General features: G+C 66.7%; 13 protein-coding genes. 12 read left to right on the top strand and 1 reads right to left on the bottom strand.

Annotated features, from left to right (window positions below; translation table 11 throughout):
* Nucleotides 1–9: 9 nt before the first annotated feature.
* From gcvT to KHY18_RS21885, 12 genes are all read left to right on the top strand, one after another.
* Entirely contained in the window at nt 10–1,176 is a 1,167-nt protein-coding gene (gene gcvT / locus KHY18_RS21940) for a glycine cleavage system aminomethyltransferase GcvT (protein WP_213304919.1), read from the top strand.
* A 91-nt stretch (nt 1,177–1,267) separates the two neighbouring features.
* Nucleotides 1,268–1,642: a glycine cleavage system protein GcvH gene (gene gcvH, locus KHY18_RS21935; protein WP_213304913.1), complete on the top strand. Its 375-nt coding sequence runs from the start codon at nt 1,268–1,270 to the stop codon at nt 1,640–1,642.
* Nucleotides 1,643–1,749: 107 nt separating this feature from the next.
* A complete protein-coding gene (gene gcvP / locus KHY18_RS21930) occupies nt 1,750–4,650 on the top strand; it encodes an aminomethyl-transferring glycine dehydrogenase (protein WP_213304911.1) in 2,901 nt (966 codons plus the stop codon).
* Nucleotides 4,651–4,750: 100 nt separating this feature from the next.
* Complete coding sequence (locus KHY18_RS21925) at nt 4,751–6,946, top strand: PAS domain-containing hybrid sensor histidine kinase/response regulator (RefSeq protein ID WP_213304908.1); 2,196 nt, start codon at nt 4,751–4,753, stop codon at nt 6,944–6,946.
* Nucleotides 6,947–6,950: 4 nt separating this feature from the next.
* On the top strand, nt 6,951–7,607 hold the full coding sequence (locus KHY18_RS21920; protein WP_213304906.1) for an RluA family pseudouridine synthase: 657 nt from the start codon (nt 6,951–6,953) through the stop codon (nt 7,605–7,607).
* A gap of 140 nt (nt 7,608–7,747) precedes the next feature.
* Nucleotides 7,748–8,872, top strand: coding sequence for a branched-chain amino acid ABC transporter substrate-binding protein (locus KHY18_RS21915; protein WP_213304903.1), 1,125 nt, complete (start codon nt 7,748–7,750; stop codon nt 8,870–8,872).
* An 85-nt stretch (nt 8,873–8,957) separates the two neighbouring features.
* Nucleotides 8,958–9,887: a high-affinity branched-chain amino acid ABC transporter permease LivH gene (gene livH, locus KHY18_RS21910; protein ID WP_213304900.1), complete on the top strand. Its 930-nt coding sequence runs from the start codon at nt 8,958–8,960 to the stop codon at nt 9,885–9,887.
* 157 nt (nt 9,888–10,044) lie between these two features.
* Nucleotides 10,045–11,322, top strand: coding sequence for a high-affinity branched-chain amino acid ABC transporter permease LivM (locus KHY18_RS21905; RefSeq protein ID WP_213304897.1), 1,278 nt, complete (start codon nt 10,045–10,047; stop codon nt 11,320–11,322).
* The gene (gene livG, locus KHY18_RS21900; RefSeq protein ID WP_213304894.1) at nt 11,319–12,086 is read left to right on the top strand and encodes a high-affinity branched-chain amino acid ABC transporter ATP-binding protein LivG; all 768 of its coding nucleotides are present in this window, start codon (nt 11,319–11,321) and stop codon (nt 12,084–12,086) included. The genes KHY18_RS21905 and livG overlap by 4 nt, the downstream gene beginning before the upstream one ends.
* On the top strand, nt 12,086–12,796 hold the full coding sequence (locus tag KHY18_RS21895; protein ID WP_213304892.1) for an ABC transporter ATP-binding protein: 711 nt from the start codon (nt 12,086–12,088) through the stop codon (nt 12,794–12,796). Before livG ends, KHY18_RS21895 begins: the two co-directional genes overlap by 1 nt.
* Before the next feature lie 65 nt (nt 12,797–12,861).
* Nucleotides 12,862–13,620, top strand: coding sequence for an SDR family NAD(P)-dependent oxidoreductase (locus KHY18_RS21890; protein WP_213304890.1), 759 nt, complete (start codon nt 12,862–12,864; stop codon nt 13,618–13,620).
* A 382-nt stretch (nt 13,621–14,002) separates the two neighbouring features.
* Complete coding sequence (locus tag KHY18_RS21885; protein WP_213304888.1) at nt 14,003–14,983, top strand: Bug family tripartite tricarboxylate transporter substrate binding protein; 981 nt, start codon at nt 14,003–14,005, stop codon at nt 14,981–14,983.
* A gap of 35 nt (nt 14,984–15,018) precedes the next feature.
* Here KHY18_RS21885 and KHY18_RS21880 read toward each other — a convergent pair whose 3' ends face one another.
* The gene (locus KHY18_RS21880) at nt 15,019–15,948 is read right to left on the bottom strand and encodes a LysR family transcriptional regulator (protein ID WP_213304886.1); all 930 of its coding nucleotides are present in this window, start codon (nt 15,946–15,948) and stop codon (nt 15,019–15,021) included.
* Between the last annotated feature and the right edge of the window lie 114 nt (nt 15,949–16,062).

Below are 16,062 nucleotides of genomic sequence, written 5' to 3'. Positions count from 1 at the left end.
GAGAACGCCATGACCACCGTGACCACCCCTCCCACGCCCCATTTCCCGCAGGCCGCTGCCGGCGAACTGCTGCACACGCCGCTGCATTCGCTGCATCTGGAACTCGGCGCGCGCATGGTCGACTTCGCGGGCTACCACCTGCCAGTGCAGTTTCCGCAGGGCCTGGTGGCCGAGCATCTGCACACGCGCAGCGCCGCGAGCCTGTTCGATGTCTCGCACATGGGCCAGCTGCGCCTGGTCGGCGCGGATACCGCGGCGGCGCTCGAGTCGCTGATGCCCATGGACCTGCTCGACCTGCCGCTGCACCGCCAGCGCTACGGCCTGCTGCTCAACGACGAAGCCGGCGTGCTCGACGACCTGATGCTGGTGCAGCGCGGCAACGATTTCCTGCTGGTCGTCAACGGCGCCTGCAAGCATGCCGACCTGGCCCATCTGCAGGCGCGCATCGGCGAGCGCTGCGAAATCACGCCGTTGAACGAGCACGCACTGCTCGCGCTGCAAGGCCCGTTGGCGGTCGACGCGCTGCAGCGGCTGGTGCCCGGCGTCGAGCAGCTGCTGTTCATGGACGGCGCGGCCTTTGTCTGGGAAGGCAGCGAGCTGTACATCACGCGCAGCGGCTACACCGGCGAAGACGGCTTTGAAATCTCGCTGCCCGGCCCGCTGGCCGAAGCCTTCGCGCGCGCGCTGCTGCACCACCCCGAAGTTGCGCCCGCGGGCCTGGGCGCGCGCAATTCGCTGCGCCTGGAAGCCGGGCTGTGCCTCTACGGCAATGAACTCGACACCACGACCACGCCCGCCGAAGCCGCGCTGCTGTGGGCGGTGCAGAAAGTGCGCCGCGCGGGCGGCGCGCGCGCCGGCGGCTTTCCCGGCGCCGAGCGCCTGCTCGCACAGATTGCCGACCCGGCGCTGCGCGCGCGCCAGCGCGTGGGCCTGCATGCGCTCGAACGCGTGCCGGTGCGCGAACCCGCGCCGCTGCTCGATGCCAGCGGCCGCCAGGTGGGCCAGGTGACCAGCGGCCTGCTGACGCCCACGCTGAACCAGCCGATTGCCCAGGCCTATGTAGAAACCGGCAGTGCCGCACCCGGCACGCGCCTGCAGGCGCTGGTGCGCGGCAAGCCCGTGCCCATGGAAGTCACGGCCATGCCTTTTGTCCCCAGCCGCTATTACCGCGGATGAAGCCCCTCATCTGGCTCCCGGCGGCCCGCCGACGGGATACAGTGCGAACTACGGCTTTGCGCTTTTCTTTTTTGTTTTTCCTGGAGTTCTCATGAGCGTTCAATTTTCCAAAGACCACGAGTGGATCAACGCCGCCGACCCGGCAGCCGCCGTGGTGGGCATCACCGTGCACGCGCAGGACGCGCTGGGCGATGTGGTTTTTGTCGACCTGCCCGAAGTCGGCAAGACCTTCGCCCAGGGTGAAGTCGCCGGCGTCGTCGAGTCCGTCAAGGCCGCGGCCGACATCTACATGCCCGTGAGCGGCGAGATCGTCGAAGTCAACGAAGCGCTGCGCGACGACCCGTCGCTGGCCAACTCCGACCCGCTCGCGGGCGGCTGGTTCTTCAAGATCAAGCTCAGCGACCCCGCGCAGCTCGACGGCCTGCTCGACGAAGCCGCCTACACCGCCTTCGCGCAAAGCGCGTAAGCACGCGGCGCACGCGCGCCCATGCCAGGCACGGGAATGTGCCGCGACCGGGCCCTTTGAGGGGCCCGGCAGATCCCATTGCTTTAGCCTTCTCCACAGGTCCTGCCATGACGATGCCCCATGTTCCCGCGCTGCACTCCCTTGAAGACCCCGACGAATTCATTGCCCGCCACATCGGGCCCAGCGAGGCAGACGAAGCGCTGATGCTGTCAGTGGTGGGCGCCGCGTCGCGCGCCGCGCTGATCGCCGAGATCGTGCCGCCGGGCATTGCGCGGCGCGCGCCCATGCGGCTGCCGCCCGCCGTGGGCGAAGCCCAGGCATTGGCCGAACTGCAGCAGCTGGCCGCGCGCAACCAGCAGCTCAAGAGCTTCATCGGCCAGGGCTACTACGGCACGCACACGCCGGGCGTGATCCTGCGCAACGTGCTCGAGAACCCGGCCTGGTACACGGCGTACACGCCCTACCAGGCGGAAATTTCCCAGGGCCGCATGGAAGCGCTGATCAACTTCCAGACCATGGTCTGCGACCTGACGGCCCTGCCCATCGCCAATGCGTCGCTGCTCGACGAAGCCACGGCCGCGGCCGAAGCCATGACGCTGGCGCTGCGCATGAGCCAGTCAGCGAGCCGGCGTTTCGTGGTCTCGGCCGGCACCCATCCGCAAACCATTGAAGTGATTCGGACCCGCGCCCAGCCGCTGGGCATCGAAGTGCTGGTGCCCGATTCGCCCACGGCCTGGCAGCAGGCGCTCGAAGGCGACTATTTTGCGGCGCTGGCCCAGTACCCCGCGACCGACGGCCGCATCGCTTATCTTGGCGCCGACGCGGCGCTGATTCATGCGCGCCAGGCGGCGTTCATTGTCGCCACCGACCTGCTGGCGCTGACGCTGCTCACGCCGCCCGGCGAATGGGGCGCCGACATCGTGGTCGGCAGCAGCCAGCGCCTGGGCATGCCCATGGGCGCGGGCGGGCCGCACGCCGCGTTCATGGCCTGCCGGGATGCCTACAAGCGCGCGCTGCCCGGGCGCATCGTCGGCGTGAGCCGCGACGCCCAGGGCCAGCCCGCCTACCGACTCGCGCTGCAGACGCGCGAGCAGCATATCCGGCGCGAAAAAGCCACGAGCAATATCTGCACCGCCCAGGTACTGCCCGCGGTCATCGCCAGCATGTATGCGGTCTACCACGGCCCCGAAGGCCTCACGCGCATCGCGCTGCGCGTGGCGCGCTATTGCGCCATCCTGGCAGAAGGCCTGACGCAGCTGGGCCATTCGGTGGCGGAACACGGCAGTTTCGACACCTTGCTGGTGCACACCGGCAGCGCCACCGAAACGCTGGCCCGGCGCGCCGTGGGCCTGGGCGCCAACCTGCGCCGCTATTCATCCGAAGCGCTGGGCATTGCACTCGATGAAACCACCACGCGCGCCGATATCGCTCTGCTGTGGCAGATCTTTGCCGCGCCCGGCCAGGCGCTGCCCGATGTGGCGGCGCTCGAGGCCGGCAGCACGCTGCGCATTCCCGCGGCGCTGCGCCGCACCAGCACGTTTCTCACGCACCCGGTATTCCATCGCCACCATGCGGAGACCGCGATGCTGCGCTACATCCGGGCGCTTTCGGACAAGGATCTGGCGCTGGACCGCACCATGATTCCGCTGGGCTCGTGCACCATGAAGCTCAATGCAACCAGCGAGATGATTCCCATCACCTGGCCCGCGTTCGCGCAAATTCACCCGTTCGCGCCCGGCGACCAGCTCGCGGGCTACCGGCAACTCGACACCGAGCTGCGCGCCTGGCTGTGCGAAGCCACGGGCTATGCGGGCATCAGCCTGCAGCCCAATGCGGGTTCGCAGGGCGAGTACGCGGGACTGCTCGCCATCCACGCCTATCACGCGGCAAACGGCCAGAGCCAGCGCGACATCTGCCTGATTCCATCGAGCGCGCATGGCACCAACCCCGCGAGCGCGCAGATGGCCGGACTCGAAGTGGTGGTCACGGCCTGCGACGCCCAGGGCAATGTGGACCTCGCCGACCTGGCCGACAAATGCGCGCAGTACAGCGAGAGGCTGTCGTGCGTGATGATCACCTACCCCAGCACCCACGGCGTGTTCGAGGCGCGTGTCGAGGAACTGTGCGCGCTGGTGCACCGCCACGGCGGGCGCGTCTATGTCGATGGCGCGAACATGAATGCGCTGGTGGGCATTGCCGCGCCCGGCGCGTTCGGCGGCGATGTGAGCCATCTGAACCTGCACAAGACGTTCTGCATTCCGCATGGCGGCGGCGGCCCGGGCGTGGGCCCGGTCTGCGTGGTCGAAGACCTCGTGCCTTTCCTGCCCGGCCATGCGAGCACGGGCCTGCATTCGGGCGTGGGCGCGGTGAGCGCCGCGCCGCTGGGCAATGCCGCGGTGTTGCCCATCAGCTGGATGTACATGCGCATGATGGGCGCCGAAGGCTTGAAGCGCGCGAGCGAGACCGCGATTCTCAGCGCCAACTACATCAGTTGTCGCCTGCAAGCGCATTACCCGACACTTTATGCGAGCCCCGGGGCCGCGGGCCAGCGCGTGGGCCACGAATGCATTCTCGACCTGCGCGGCTTCAAGGCCACGAGCGGCGTCACGGCCGAAGACGTGGCCAAGCGGCTGATCGATTACGGCCTGCATGCGCCCACGCTGTCGTTTCCCGTGCCCAATACGCTGATGGTCGAGCCCACGGAAAGCGAACCGCTGGAGGAAATCGAGCGTTTCATCGCGGCGATGATCGCGATCCGCGCCGAAATCCGGGCGATCGAGTCGGGTGAGGTGTCGCGTACCGACAACGTTCTGAAGAACGCGCCGCACACCGCCGCAGCCTTGCTGTCGGCCGACTGGCCCCATGAACACAGCCGGGAACAGGCGGCGTTCCCGCAGCCCGCGCTGCGCCACGCTAAGTACTGGCCGCCCGTGGCGCGCATAGACAATGTGCACGGCGACCGCAACCTGCATTGCAGCTGCATTCCCCTGGATTCTTACCTGAGCTGATTGTCGGTCCACTTGGCCCCAGGCTTGTAGGGCCGGGGTCGCCCGCTTAAAATCGGGGCGTCTGCGTTACCTCTGGCGTACGGCCAATGCACCACCTTACATGAGCCGTCCCGACCTGTCCTTTCTCCTGCGCAAAGACGATCCCCTGGGTCTGCACGCCCTGATGGGCCCCGAGCCCGACGATGCGCAGCCCCTGCCATGGGTGCAGGAAGTGGTCGAGCCGATTGCCGAAGAGCCTCTGGCCGCACTGGTCGCCGAGCTGCGCAACTACCAGCATGAGCTGGAAATCCAGAACAAGGTCCTCGACTACAGCCAGGCCGTGGCCGAAAGCGCGTCCGAGCGCTTCGAGGCGCTGTTCGCGAGCATTCCCCTGCCCCTGCTGGTGCTCGACGAGCACGACATGGTGATCCAGGCCAATGCCATGGCGCACAACGCTTTCCAGCCCACGGAACGCGACCGCATCCTGGTGTCGTTCATGCCGCTGGTGCGCGAAGACCATGCCGACCGCGTCTGCGAAGCGTTCATGGAGGCACGCGAGCGCGGCGGCAGCGAAGCCCATGAAGTGGTGTTCGCGATCAACTCCGATGTCCATCTGTGCGGCGACCTGCATATCGCCTGCATAGAAATTCCGCAGAAAAAAGGGCCGCCGATCGCCCAGTTCCTCTGCGCCGTCGTCGACCAGGGACCGTTGCTGGCCGAGCGCCTGGCACTGCAGGAACGCAACAACCAGCTGTTCGCCAGCGAACGCCGGCTCGAGTCGGTGATCAACTCCAGCCTCGACGCCATTTTGTGCGTCGACAGCGCACAGCGCATCACGGTCTTCAACCCGACTGCCGCCGCGCTGTTCACCTGCGCCGCCGAAGATGCGCTGGGCAGCCCGCTGGAGCGCTTTCTGCCCGACGCCGCGAGCGCGCTCGAGTTCGCCGCGCTCACCACCCAGGCCGTGCTCGGCGAAATGGAAGCGCGCACCGCCAGCGGCAAGCAGCTGGCCGTCGAAGTGAGCCTGGCCTTCGTGCAGCACAGCGGCGGCGAAACCACCACCACCGTATTCGCGCGCGACCTGAGCAGCCGCAAGAAAGCCGAAGCCCACCGCAGCGAACTCGAAGCCCAGCTGCGCGAATCGCACAAGATGCAGGCCGTGGGCACCATGGCCGGCGGCATCGCCCACGACTTCAACAACATCGTGGGCGCCATCCTGGGCAATGTCGAGCTGGCGCGCGCCGACTGCCCCGAGAATTCCTCGCTGCTCGAAAGCCTGCTAGAAATCGAGAAGGCCGGGCGGCGCGCGCGCGATCTGGTGCGCCAGATCCTGACCTTCAGCCGCAACGAGCCGCCCAAGCGCTGCGCCGTGCAGGCCGCCGAAGTGATACGCGACACCGAACGCCTGCTGCGCGTGACGCTGCCGCCCGCGATCGCGCTGCACTCGCATATAGCGCCCCAGTTGCCCGCGCTGCTGGCCGATGTGACCCAGGTCGAGCAGGCGCTGTTCAACCTGACCACGAATGCCGTGCATGCCATAGGCGACGCGCGCGGCATGGTGCAGGTGACCGCGAGCCTCACGCTGGCCGACCAGCGCCTGAGCGACCGCCTGGGCCTGCCGCTGGCCAACTATGTCGCGCTGAGCGTGCAGGACAACGGCCCGGGCATAGACGCCGGTACGCTGCAGCGCATCTTCGAGCCCTTCTTCACGACCAAGCCCGTGGGCCAGGGCACGGGCCTGGGCCTGGCCGTGGTGCATGGCGTGATGCGCACCCATGGCGGCGCGGTCGACGTCAGCAGCGTGCTGGGCGAAGGCAGCCGCTTCACGCTCTATTTCCCCGTGGCCAGCGGTTCGGCGCCGGTGCTCGCCGCGCCCATCGCGCGCCGGCCTGCGCTCAATGCCGAAGCGGCGGCCGGTGCCGACCCCGATGGCGCGCCGCGCAGGCATGTGATGTATGTCGACGACGACCAGGCGCTGGTGTTTCTGGTGCAGCGGCTGCTGCGCCGGCGCGGCTACGACGTCAGCGGCTTCACCGATCCGCGCGAAGCGATGGCCGCGCTCGAGTCCGCGCCCGCAAGCTACGACCTGCTGGTCACCGACTACAACATGCCGGGCTTTTGCGGCGTCGACCTGGTGCGCGCCGCCAGCGCCATCCGCCCCGACCTGCCGGTGGCCCTGGCCTCTGGCTATGTCACCACCGAAATCGAAGCCGAGGCCCTGGCCGCGGGCGCACGCGCGCTGATCCACAAGCCCAACGATGTCGAAGAGCTGTGCACCACGGTCGACCAGCTGATGAACCAGCCGCTGCGCGACTGAGGCGATGGTGGGCGACGAAACCCTGCGCTGCATCGCGGCCGATGAAGCGCTGCTGGTGCTGGACAAACCCTCGGGCCTGCTGTGCGTTCCCGGTCGCGGCGAAGACAAGCAGGACTGCCTGAGCGCACGCGCCCAGGCGCAATGGCCGCAGGCGCTGATCGTGCACCGGCTCGACATGTCGACTTCGGGGCTGGTGCTGATGGCGCTGTCGCCGCTGGTCCAGCGCCAGCTGAGCCTGGCATTCGAGCAGCGCGCGGTGCACAAGCGCTATGTGGCCATAGTCCACGGAATCCTCACGGCCGATGCCGGCGACGAGTGGCAGACCATAGACGCGCCGATTGCCGCCGACTGGCCGCGCCGGCCGCTGCGCATCATCGACGCCGCGGGCAAGCCCAGCCAGACGCGCTGGCGCGTGCTGGCCCACAATCCGCCGGGCTGGCCCGGCTGCACGCGCGTGGAACTCGAGCCCATCACCGGCCGCACCCACCAGCTGCGCGTGCATCTGGCGCATCTGGGTTACCCGATTCTGGGCGACGCGCTCTACGCCAGCCCCGCCATCGCGGCGGCAGCGCCGCGCCTTTTGCTGCACGCGCAGCAGCTCGGGCTGGCCCATCCGCAGTCGGGCGAATGGCGCGAATTCCACCTGCCCGCGCCGTTCTGACACGGTCTGAAACAACCCGGCCGCGCGCGGATTTACCCTGAACGGCACGCGCCACGGTTTGTCCCCTGGCATATACCCTATTGCAGCCTTTGCGGGCGCGCATAAGCTGGGACTCCTACACGCCATTCAAGGAGATCGCCATGCAAAAACCGTTTCGCCTGTCTGTTCTGGTCGCCTCTCTGGGCCTTGTCGCCGCGGGCCTGCTGCCCGTCGCCCATGCGCAGAACATCCGCATCGCCATGGTCATTCCGACCACGGGGGCATTGACCCAGTATGGCGACATGGTCAAGGAAGGCGCATCCACGGCGGTCGAAATGGTCAACGCCGCGGGCGGCATCCAGGGCAAGAAAATCGAGCTCGTTCCGGTTGACGACGCCTGCGAACCCAAGCAGGGCCCGGTCGCGGCCAACCGTGTGGTCAACGCCAAAATTGGCTATGTGGTCGGCCCCGTGTGTTCCGGTGCGGCCATTGCCGCCGCGCCCATTTACAACAACGAAGGCGTGGTGGTCGTGACCCCGTCGGCCACGTCGCCCGCGCTGACCGACGGCAAGAATTTCAACTACATCTTCCGCACCATTGGCCGCGACGACCAGCAAGGCCCGTCGGCCGCCAAGTTCATCATCGAGAAAGCCAAGCCCAAGAAGGTCGCGGTGGTGCACGACAAGCAGTCGTACGGCCAGGGCATTGCCACCTCGGTGCGCGACACGCTGAAGAAAGCCGGCATCAACGTCGCGCTGTTCGAAGGCATCAACGCCGGCGACAGCGACTATTCGGCCGTGATCACCAAGCTCAAGAGCAACGGCGTCGACTTCGTCTACTACGGCGGCTACCACCCCGAAATGGGCCTGCTGCTGCGCCAGGCCGCCGAGCAGGGCCTCAAGGTGCGCATGATGGGCCCCGAAGGCGTGGGCAACCCCGAAGTCAATGCGATTGCGGGCAACGCCGTCGAAGGCATGCTCGTGACCCTGCCCGCCGACTTCGCAGCCAATCCCAAGAATGCCGCCGTGGTCAAGGCCTTCCAGGACAAGAAGCGCAACCCCTCGGGCGCGTTCCAGCTGACGTCCTATGCGGCCGTGCAGGTGCTGCTCGACAGCATCAAGGCCGTGGGCGACAACCCCGCCAAGGTCGCCGAACATCTGCACAAGACCAACTTCGACACCGCGCTGGGCAACGTGGGCTGGAACAAGCAAGGCGACTTGAAGGCCTTTGACTTCCAGGTCTTCGAGTGGCATAAGGATGGCAGCAAGACGGTGGCAGCCAAGTAAGGCTTTCGCCTCGTTCACCGGGGGCGCGCAGCCGGGCTGCCCACCCTCGGTGCAGACAGTCTTTTCTGCCGGAAGGTGGTGACCGATGGATGATTTCCTGCCCCAGTTGCTGCAGCAGCTGTTCAACGGGCTGTCGCTGGGTGCAATCTATGCGCTGATCGCCATCGGCTACACCATGGTCTACGGCATCATCGGCATGATCAACTTCGCACATGGCGACATCTACATGATCGGCGCCTATGTCGGCCTGGTCACGCTGTCGGCCGTGGGCACACAGGGCGGCGTGCCAATATGGCTGGTGATCGGGCTGATGCTGGTCGTGGCCGCGATCATCACGGGCATCTACGGCTTTGTCGTCGAACAGGTGGCCTACAAGCCGGTGCGCAACAGCCCGCGGCTGGTGGCGCTGATCTCGGCCATCGGCATGTCGATCTTCCTGCAGAACTGGGTCGCGCTGGGCCAGGGCGCGCGCGACATGGCCGTGCCGCAGCTGCTGCCCGGCGCGCTGCAGTTCGGCGGCGCCGACGGCAGCTTCGAAATCTTCATTCCCTACACGCGCATCATGATCATCGTGGTGGCCGTGGTGCTGATGGTGCTGCTCACGCTCTACATCCGCCACTCGCGCATGGGCCGGGCCTCGCGGGCCTGCGCGCAAGACATGCACATGGCCAACCTGCTGGGCATCAACACCCACCGCGTGATCTCGTTCACCTTCATTCTGGGCGCGGTGCTCGCGGCCGTGGGCGGCGTGTTGATCGCGCTGGCCGTGGGCAAGCTCAACCCGTTCATCGGCTTTCTGGCCGGCATCAAGGCGTTCACTGCGGCCGTGCTCGGCGGCATTGGCAGCATTCCCGGCGCGATGCTGGGCGGCGTGCTGCTGGGCGTGGCCGAGACGCTGGCCGCGGCCTATATTTCGTCCGAGTACAAGGACATCGTGGCGTTCACGCTGCTGGTGTTGATACTGCTCGTGCGTCCCACCGGCCTTCTCGGAAAACCCGAGGTGGAGAAAGTTTGAACATGAAACACCCCCTGAGCCGCTCACGCGGCTTCCCCCTCTCATCCTTCGGTGGAGGGGGACGGCACCATCGCTGCGGGGCGGCCCTTGCTCGGTGCCCCCATGCTGCGACACGCCAGTGTCATGGCCCATATACCAACGATTTGGAGAAGGGCTGATGGCAACGCTGACGCATTCCGAGGTTACCGTGCGCTCCGCGCTAAAGCACAACCTGCGCGACGCCGTCATCGCCGCCGTGCTCACGGCGCTGGTCACGATTCCCATCTTCGGCCTGCACCTGGAACGCGCGGGCGGGCGCACGGTGATCGTGCCGCACTGGACCACGGTCGCCTGGGCCTGCGCGCTGGTGTTCGTGGTGCAGCTGCTGCGCCCCTGGCTCGTACGCGGCTTTGCGCGCATGCCGCGGCTGCAGCGCCCGGCCTTGCCCGCGGCCACCCAGCGCCAGCGCCAGGGCCTGATGCTGGCCGCCCTGCTGATTGCCGTGTCGTGGCCGTTCTTCGCGGGCCGCAATGCGGTCGACATCGCGACGCTGGCGATGATCTACGTGATGCTGGGCCTGGGCCTGAACATCGTCGTCGGCTTCGCGGGCCTGCTCGATTTGGGCTTTGTCGGTTTCTACGCCGTGGGCGCCTATACCTACGCGCTGCTGTTTCACTGGGCCGGCTGGAGCTTCTGGGAAGCGCTGCCGCTGGCCGGTGCGGCTTCCGCGACGTTTGGCTTCGTGCTGGGCTTTCCGGTGCTGCGGCTGCGCGGCGACTACCTGGCCATCGTGACGCTGGGCTTTGGCGAAATCATCCGGCTGCTGCTGATCAACCTCAACACGCTCACGGGCGGACCCGACGGCATTTCGGGCATTCCCAAGCCCACGGTGTTCGGGCTCGAACTCACGCGCAGCCCCAGCACCGAAGGCGGCACCACCTTTCACCAGTTCTTCGGCCTCGAGTTCCAGTCGCTGCACATGGTGATTGCGCTATACCTCATGGCGCTCACGCTGGCCCTGGTCACGCTGTGGATCTCGAGCCGGCTGATTCGCATGCCCATAGGCCGGGCCTGGGAAGCCTTGCGCGAAGATGAAATCGCCAGCCGCTCGCTGGGCCTGCACCCGATGAAGATCAAGCTCTCGGCGTTCACGCTGGGCGCGATGTTCGCGGGCCTGGGCGGCGCGTTCTTTGCCGCGCGCCAGGGCATAGTCAACCCCGAATCGTTCACTTTCATCGAGTCGGCGCTCATTCTGGCCATCGTGGTGCTCGGCGGCATGGGCTCGCAGCTCGGCGTGATCGTCGCCGCCATCCTGCTCACCGTCCTGCCCGAAGTCGCGCGCGAGTTTTCCGAATACCGCATGCTGATCTTCGGCCTGGTGATGATTCTGATGATGATCTGGCGCCCGCAAGGCCTGCTGCCCATGAAGCGCCACCATCTGGAGGTCGGCCCATGAGCACGCCCCTGCTCGAAGTCGAAGCGCTGAGCATGCGCTTTGGCGGCCTGCTGGCCGTGGACACCGTGGGCTTTGCGCTGCAGCCGCGCGAAGTGTTCGCCATCATCGGCCCCAACGGCGCGGGCAAGACCACGGTCTTCAATTGCATCAGCGGCTTCTACCAGCCCAGCGCAGGCCGCATCGCACTGGCCGGGCAAAGCATCGCAGGCCTGGGCAGCCACAACGTCGCGCGCCGCGGCGTGGTGCGCACGTTCCAGAACGTGCGGCTGTTCAAGTCCATGACCGCGCTCGAAAACCTGCTGGTCGCCCAGCACCGCCAGATGCGCACCTCGTTTCTGGCCGGCCTGTTCAATACCGCAGGGTATAAGCGCGCCGAACAGCAGGCGCTAGCCAACGCGCTGCACTGGCTCGACTACATGGGCTTGCGCGCCTATGCGAACCGGCCCGCGGGCAATCTTGCCTACGGCCACCAGCGCCGGCTCGAAATCGCGCGCTGCATGATCACCAAGCCCCAGGTGCTGATGCTCGACGAGCCCGCCGCGGGCCTGAACCCGCAGGAAAAGAAAGACCTGCAGCAGTTGATCGATCAGCTGCGCCAGCAGCATGACGTGGCCGTGCTGCTGATCGAACACGACATGGGTCTGGTGATGGGCGTGTCGGAACGCATTCTGGTCATGGAATACGGCAAGCCGATCGCCACGGGCACGCCCGAAGCCGTGCGCAATGACGAACGGGTCATCAAGGCCTATCTGGGAGAGGCCTGATGGCGGCGATGCTGCAACTCGAAAATGTGTTCACCCATTACGGTGCCATCTGCGCCGTCAACGACGTGAGCCTTGAAGTTCACCAGGGCGAGATCGTGACGCTGATAGGCTGCAACGGCGCGGGCAAGACTTCACTGCTGATGACGCTGTGCGGCACGCCGCGCGCGAGCAGCGGCCGCGTGGTCTACGAAGGCGAAGACATCACGCAGCTGCCCACGCACCTGATCATGCGCAAAGGCATTGCAATCTCACCCGAAGGCCGGCGCGTGTTTCCCCACCTCACGGTGAGCGAAAACCTGATGATGGGCGGCTTCTTTCTGACCAAGGACCAGATACGCGACGGCATGGAGCATGTGTTCGAGCTGTTTCCGCGACTGCGCGAGCGCGCGCACCAGCGCGCGGCCACCATGTCGGGCGGCGAGCAACAGATGCTGGCCATTGGCCGCGCGCTGATGAGCCGGCCGCGGCTGCTGCTCATGGACGAACCCACGCTGGGCCTGGCGCCGCTGATCATTGCCCAGATCTTCGAGATCATCCAGACGATTCGCGCCGCCGGCGTCACGGTGTTCCTCGTCGAACAGAACGCCAACCGCGCGCTGCAGATCGCCGACCGCGGCTATGTGCTCGAAACCGGTTGCGTGGTGCTGCAGGACACGGGGGCCAATCTGCTGCGCAATGACGCGGTGCGGGCGGCCTATTTGGGGGCTTAGGCGCGGTTGCGGGGCAGGCCGAAACAACAGCCCTCACCTCCCCCAACCCTATTACCATCAATCCCATGACTACCCATCTGATTTTCCTCACCGGCGGCTCGCGTGGCATGGGCCTGGCCATGGCGCGGCAGCTGCTGCATCCCGATCACCAACTGATCTGCCTGGCGCGCAACCGCAATGACGCGCTGGCACAAGCCGCGGCGGCCGCGGGCGCTCCCTTGGAGCAATGGCAGGTCGACCTCGGCGCGCCGGCCCAGGCCGCGGCCCAGCTGAGCGACTGGCTCAAGAAGCAGCCTTCGGGCCAGTACCAGAAGGCCACGCTGATCAACAACGCGGGCGTGATGCCGCCCATTGCGCCGCTGTCGTCGCTCACATCCGAAGAGCTGTCGCCCGCGCTGCGCGTGGGCTTTGAAGCGCCCATGCTGCTCACGGCCGCATTTCTGGGCGCGACCGAACGCTGGCCCGCCGAGCGCAAGGTGCTCAACATCTCTTCGGGCCTGGGCCGGCGCGCGATGGCCTCGCAGGCCGCCTATTGCGCGGCCAAGGCCGGCATGGACCATTTCACTCGCTGCGTCGCCCTGGAAGAAGCGCTCAAGCCGCGCGGCGCCAAGCTGTGTTCGCTTGCTCCCGGCGTGATCGACACCGACATGCAGATCCAGCTGCGCAATGCCGATCCGGCCGCGTTTCCCGACCTGCAGCGCTTTGCCGATCTCAAGTCGCACGACCAGCTCGATTCGCCCGAGCAGGCCGCGGCCAAGGTGCTGGCCTGGCTGCAGCGCGAAGATTTCGGCACCGAACCCGTAGCCGATGTACGCCAGGCCTGAGAGACGAAAGCCAAAGGCCCGTTGACGTGTCCTGCTACCCCGTGCGCCGGCCCGCCGGGGTAACAAAATGCAGTAAGCTCCTACCCCCAGCCCGCGTCCGTGGGCCACACAGGGCAGTGCACCAGATCGGCTGCATTGCCGGTGATCGCGCAGTCGGCAACCCCGCTGTGCATGGCACGGGCTGTGAGACGGTAAAGGCCTGGCGCCTTGCCGTTGCTCTACGACCTAGAGACAAACACCCATTGATGGCGGAAACACCCTCCCCGATCATCGAATCTGCCCATTTTGTTTCAGCAAGCGGCTGCGACGCCCGACTGCCACCAGCCGTCGCGCGCGTCCGGCCCGCTGTTCTTTTCGATCCGTCAACGGAGTTTGTTGTTCCATGTTTCGCCCACTGATCACCGCCACCATCGTGGCCTGCGCCTTCACGGCGAGCTTTGCCTCCGCTGCCCAACCCGCCGCCGAATACCCGACCAAGCCCATTCGCATGGTCATTCCTTTCCCCCCGGGTGGCGGCACCGACATCCTGGCCCGCGTCGTGGCCAACAAGCTCACCGAAGTCACGAAGTGGACCGTGGTGCCCGAGAACAAGGCCGGCGCCGGCGGCACCATAGGCATCAGCGATGCGGCCAAGGCCCCGGCCACGGGCTATGACATGGTCATGGGCCAGAAAGACAACCTGGTCCTGGGCCCTTACCTGTACAAGAACCTGCCCTGGGACCCGGTGCGCGACCTCACTCCTGTCGCCCATATTGCCTATACGCCCGTCGTGATCGCCACCAGCGTCAACTCGCCCTACAAGACCGTGGCCGACGTGCTCGCCGCGGCCAAGGCCCAGCCCGGCAAGATCACGTATGGCTCGCCTGGCAACGGCACCAGCATTCACATCGCGGGCGTGCTGCTCGAGAAGGCTGCTTCGGTGCAACTGACCCACGTGCCCTACAAGGGTTCCAACCCCGCGCTGATGGATGCACTCGCCGGCAACGTCGACCTGCTGGTCTCGTCCGTGCCTTCGGCCATCGCCCAGATCAAGGCCGGCAAGCTGCGCGCCCTGGCCGTGACCTCGGCCAAGCGCTCGACTTCGCTGCCCGACGTTCCCACGCTGGCCGAAACCGGCATCAAGGGCTTCGACGTGAGCACCTGGTACGGCCTGTTCATGCCCGCGGGCACGCCCGCGGCCATCGTTGCCAAGGTCAATGCCGAAGTGAATCATCTGCTGGCCATGCCTGAAATTCGCGACGCCATCCTGGCCCAGGGCGCAGAACCCCAGGCCATGAGCGTGGCCAACTTCGACAAGATGTTCAAGGCCGACTTCAAGGCCTCGAAGCAGATCGTCGAAGACTCGGGCGCGAAGATCCAGTAAGCCCGGCTTCTGCCAGCGCACAAGCGCCCCGCCCTTCATGGGCCGGGCGCTTTTTTCATTCCCGGCGCCAGGCATTGCGCGAGAAATTCGATGAACGCCTGCACCTTGCGCGAATGCCGGCGGTTGGGCAGGTAGGCCGCATGCACGCTCACGCGGTGCTCGCGTGGATTGATCTCGTACTCCGCGAACAAGCGCTGCAGCCGCCCCGCCTGCACATCGTCCTCGACCAGCCACTGCGACAGCAGCGCGATGCCGGCGCCATGGAGCGCGGCGTCGCGCAGCATGTCGCCGTTGTTGGCCGCCAGCCGGCCGTTGACTTCCACGCCCAGTTCCTCGCCCGCGCGCAAAAACGACCAGCGCTGCGGCCCCGGCTGGTGCTGGTACGCGTAGCGCAGGCACTCGTGCAGCCCCAGATCCTCGGGCCGGGCCGGCGTGCCGTGGCAGCCCAGGTACTTCGGACTCGCGACCACATAGCGGCGGTGCTCGGCAAGCGCGCGCACGATCAGCTGCGGCTGGTTCTCGGGCACGCCTATGCGCACCGAAACGTCGATGCGCTCCACGGCCAGATCGACATAGGCGTCCGACAGCACCAGATCGAGCGACACGCGCGGATGGGCACGCAGAAAGTCGGCGATATACGGCCCCAGGCACAGCCGCCCGAACGTCACCGGCACCGAGACGCGCAGCGGGCCTATGGCCTCGGCGCCGCCGTCCGAGACGCTGCCGTCGGCTTCCTCGAGGTCCGACAGCAGGCGGGTGATCTGTTCGAGATAGGCCGCGCCCGCATCGGTCAGCGCCACCTGGCGCGTGGAACGCGTGAGCAGCGCCACGCCCAGCGAAGCTTCGAGGCCGTCGATCAGCCGCGTGACCGACGAGGTCGCGACACCGCGGCGCTGGGCGGCTTTGGAGAATCCGCCGGTCTGGGCCACGTCCATGAAAGCGCGCAGCGCTTGCAGCTTGTCCATGCTTGATATTTGCGCTCAGCGCAACCGCGTGTTGCGAACAAAGCGTATTCACTTAGTAAGGCGCAAAGATTAATCTCAGCCCATCGCCAACGCAAGGGTTTTCACCATGCACAC

Origin of the sequence: Acidovorax sp. CCYZU-2555, from assembly GCF_018413525.1 — a bacterium.
Lineage (GTDB): Bacteria > Pseudomonadota > Gammaproteobacteria > Burkholderiales > Burkholderiaceae_C > Comamonas.
The sequence above is the reverse complement of the archived record's forward strand: the minus strand, read 5'-3'. Positions and strand labels throughout refer to the sequence as shown.